Source organism: Vibrio sp. V42_P2S4T144, assembly GCF_009904715.1.
GTDB classification, from domain to species: Bacteria; Pseudomonadota; Gammaproteobacteria; order Enterobacterales; family Vibrionaceae; genus Vibrio; species Vibrio alginolyticus.
In genome coordinates, this window is sequence record NZ_WXWS01000312.1 from 1 (window position 1) to 3,659 (window position 3,659).

Annotated in this window: 4 protein-coding genes; 2 read left to right on the top strand and 2 right to left on the bottom strand. The window is 42.7% G+C overall.

Features of this window, described 5'->3' with window-relative positions; genetic code table 11:
* The first annotated feature begins 52 nt into the window (after positions 1 to 52).
* Positions 53 to 463, top strand: a complete 411-nt coding sequence (locus tag CAG68_RS10720) for a hypothetical protein (RefSeq protein WP_054577796.1) — start codon at positions 53 to 55, stop codon at positions 461 to 463.
* 114 nt (positions 464 to 577) lie between these two features.
* Here CAG68_RS10720 and CAG68_RS10725 read toward each other — a convergent pair whose 3' ends face one another.
* Positions 578 to 1,714, bottom strand: a complete 1,137-nt coding sequence (locus CAG68_RS10725; protein ID WP_054577797.1) for a multidrug effflux MFS transporter — start codon at positions 1,712 to 1,714, stop codon at positions 578 to 580.
* Positions 1,715 to 1,813: 99 nt separating this feature from the next.
* Here CAG68_RS10725 and CAG68_RS10730 point away from each other — a divergent pair, with 99 nt between their 5' ends.
* Positions 1,814 to 2,587 carry a helix-turn-helix domain-containing protein gene (locus CAG68_RS10730; protein WP_161441130.1) on the top strand — a complete coding sequence of 258 codons (774 nt, stop codon included), beginning with the start codon at positions 1,814 to 1,816 and terminating at the stop codon, positions 2,585 to 2,587.
* Between the two features lie 90 nt (positions 2,588 to 2,677).
* On the opposite strand, the gene CAG68_RS10735 is transcribed toward CAG68_RS10730, so the two are convergent.
* Positions 2,678 to 3,586, bottom strand: a complete 909-nt coding sequence (locus CAG68_RS10735) for a LysR family transcriptional regulator (protein WP_005373334.1) — start codon at positions 3,584 to 3,586, stop codon at positions 2,678 to 2,680.
* Positions 3,587 to 3,659 lie beyond the last annotated feature (73 nt).

The following is a 3,659-nucleotide window of genomic DNA, read 5'->3' on the forward strand; positions in this document are numbered from 1 at the left end:
CTCCCTCCTTTTAAAATGGTAAGTGTTGAATAATTATACAGTGGTTAGGTAAATGAATAAAATAACTAAACTCGCTTTGGCTTTGTCCGTATTGACATCTGTTGTTGGGTGTCAACTGGTCTCAAATACGCCGATGCAATCGACAGCAACGAAGGAAATAATTGAAAAAGCAAAGGCAGAGTTTGATGGACAACGTTTTTATAAGTTGAATGAATATGATGAAGAAATCAACGTTTCAGATGACGGGGTCATTACCTTCAAGTCTTACTTACCACGCAGTGGCGGCTATGAATGGGTACCAATTGTTATACGCGATACTAGTTTTCGTGTTTCTTGCGATTATTTCAGTGAATATGTTGAAGCTGGAATGGTTGTTCAGGTTCAGTTTGTAGGTAAACGCGGGCGCATTGAAAATTACGACAAGCAACGTTGTGAAGAGTACGGTGAGCCAACATGGCAATAAGATCTATGGATAATTAAAGCACCGACAGGCGCTTTTTATTTACGTTTTAGTTAACCGTTAGAAAAGATGTAGACCAATCTTCGGAAGATTAGGCAAGCAATGCGTAGTATCTGGTCACAAGTTGGTATGAACTTGCCTTTTAGAAAACGCTAATAAAATCGCTAAACAGCTACATGATAATAGAACGACACCTAAGTTTTGTACTGTTCCAGCCATCGCTAATCCCGTCCCGATCATGATGTAGTACATGAGCCCAAATAAAGCGCCTGCGCTGCCAACCTGTTGTTTATAATTAACGAGTGCATCACTGAGTATGTTGGGTATCGCAATCCCGTAAGACATGACGACTAACACCATTGGAGCAACAAACCAGATTGATTGGTTCAGAATCAACACACCGACTGATCCAACGCTAATCAATATTGCTGAGAACCAAAGTAGCTGGCTTTTTTGAACATTTTTGGACACTAGGGATTTGTTTAAATAACTCCCAAGCAGAGTGCCTAACCCCAGTACCATGCCACTGTATCCAAATTGTTCGGAGTTATACCCAAGTGCTGAGAAAGTAAATGCGCCAAGCTGGTAATAAGAAAATAGAGCAATGTTATACAAAGCAACCAGTAATCCTGAGCGCCAAATTCGCGCGTCTCTTACCATTTTCCAGCTAAGTTGATGCAACCGTACTGGTGTCTGTTCCTTCTGTGTTTCAGGAAGCTTAATAACGTTATAAGCGAACAATACTAACGCGATTAAAAACAAGGCAAAAAATACATAACGGTATCCACCAAGCGCTGTAAGCTGCCCGCCTAATAGCATGCCAACTACCGGGCTGATTGATATACCCATCCCCATTAAGCTGAAGACTTTACTCAGTTCTTGACCGTCAAACGCGTCACGAAGCATGGTCTGTGTGACAACGGATCCTACCGCGATACCAAATGCGCTTAGGGCTCGCGCGGCCATGACAACAGCAAAGCTTTCGGTTTGAGTTGCGAGTAAAGATGCGCAACCATAGATAAAGAGCCCAATAAGCATGGTGGGCCTTCTTCCCAGTTTATCTGCGAGAACTCCCCAAACTACAACGCCAATGGCAAAAGCTAGGAAGTAAATCGACAATGTTTGGGCTGCTTGTGCGTGGTTTACATCAAATGATAGAGCGATTGAGCTCAACGCTGGGCTATAGATGGTTTCTACAATTTGCGGAAACATCAACATAACCAGCATGAGCCATAAAGAGGGCTTAGTATTCATATTGTTACCCATCGTTAATGAAGTTGGCGGGCAGTATAAATGAGGCTATGATTGATCTAATAACAACATAAAAACCAAATACATCAATATTCGGACAAAATGGCGCTTATTAACGAAAAAACACAATTTGATGCAGACAAGATTACTAATTATGTAGTGGGAATTGCTGCGGATATTGGCAAGCACGACTCAGGTATGCATATGCACAAGAAAGGGCAGTTATTGTACGCACCTCAAGGTTGTATGAGTTTTGCTCTGGAAGACTCGATTTGTATTTTGCCACCGACAAAGGCGGTTTGGATCCCACCTAATACGCCGCATCGTGCACTAATGACGAATGTGGTGGCGTATCGATCTTTGTATTTTGATTGTGAGGAGTTTGCCTGTCCGAGTAAGATCGCGATGATAGAAGTGAATAATTTACTCCAAGCTCTTATTGATAAAATGTCATTTTGGGAGTGGGATAAGCCTAGCAGCGAGATGGTAAATACGACGGCGCTTTTTTGGGAGGAGTTTTATGCTGCGAAACGTTATTCGTTTCAGTTGCCTTTGCCATCGCATCGGCGCTTAACAACGTTTCGTCGAGAGTTGGTTGAACCTTCATTTCTAGCTCCTTCGCTTACTACTCTTGCAAGCAAAGTTGGGGCAAGCACCAAGACGGTAACACGATTATTTAAGTCGGAAACGGGAATGAATTATCAAGATTGGCGGCAACAGTGGAGGCTTTTAAAAGCAGTTGAATTGTTATCAACGGGCATGCCAGTCAGCGCAGCTGCCGATTGGCTGGAGTTTTCGTCAGACAGTGCTTTTATTGCATTTTTCAAAAAGCAAACTGGACAAACACCTCTGACGTTTATGAAAACCAAGCCTTAAGCGTCAAAATGCTCACACTCTTTCTAGAACAACCCCCAGGTTCACAGGCTCAGCCTATAAAGCATACATAGACAGGTACCAACGTGCAGGTTACTTGTCTTTACTCTGCAGTTTGCGAAAGTATTGCGTGGTAAAATCAACAAAGGCTCGGATGCGTTTTGGTTGATGTCGGTCGTGATGATAAAGGAGTGAAAATTCCACACTCGGAATGCTCCAATTGGTAAACACTTCTTTTAGCTTGCCTGTCTGGAGTTCTTGTTGACAATAAAGTGCTGGCACACGGATGATGCCATTTCCCGCCAAGGCTGCTTTTATCATTACTCTGCCACTCTTACATCGTAACTGTCCACGTATCTGGTGTTCCGTTGACTGCTTTGTATTCGTGTTCTCAAATGCCCACCGTGTCACACTACCTGTCAAACAAACGTGTTTTTCTAAGTCCTTTGGATGCGAAGGATAGCCATATGTTTCTAAATAGTTTGGGCTTGCGTATGTCCCCATTTCCACATCGATCAGTTTGCGAGCGATAAAGTTGGAGTCGTCTAACTTTCCCATTCGAAAAGCGATATCGAATTCATCCGCGATTAAATCGACACGATGGCTACTAAAATCTAAGTTAATGCTCACTTGTGGGTGTTGGATTAGAAACTGAGCAACGATATCTGCGACAACGTCTTCTCCTAAATAGCCCCCCACACAGTTGATACGAATGTCACCTCTTAAGTCTTCTACATCATCAACCACTGCCATAACAGCTTGATCAATATTGTGAAGGGCAGTTTCACACTGTTTATACAGAACCTTGCCTGCTTCGGTGAGGTTCAGTGTTCGAGTGGTCCTTTGTAGCAAAGTGACACCAATCTGTTGCTCCAGATTTGTTATTTGACGTGAAACGTGTGAGCGAGAAACGCCAAGTTGCTCTGCTGCTTTCGTGAAGTTTCCTAGTTGAGCGATTAGGACGAAAGAGCGAATATCCGCAAGGTTGATGTGTGTTTGCATGATGATTTCTTCATAATTCAAAAAAGTATTGTTGCAGTATAACAACAGTGTTTCAACTAGGTCGGTATATATC

What these genes read in the sequence shown, in the direction of transcription:
- CAG68_RS10735 (WP_005373334.1), bottom strand. Translation starts at nt 3,586, where the DNA reads ATGCAAACACACATCAACCTTGCGGATATTCGCTCTTTCGTCCTAATC.
- CAG68_RS10725 (WP_054577797.1), bottom strand. Translation starts at nt 1,714, where the DNA reads ATGAATACTAAGCCCTCTTTATGGCTCATGCTGGTTATGTTGATGTTT.
- CAG68_RS10720 (WP_054577796.1), top strand. Translation starts at nt 53, where the DNA reads ATGAATAAAATAACTAAACTCGCTTTGGCTTTGTCCGTATTGACATCT.
- CAG68_RS10730 (WP_161441130.1), top strand. Translation starts at nt 1,814, where the DNA reads ATGGCGCTTATTAACGAAAAAACACAATTTGATGCAGACAAGATTACT.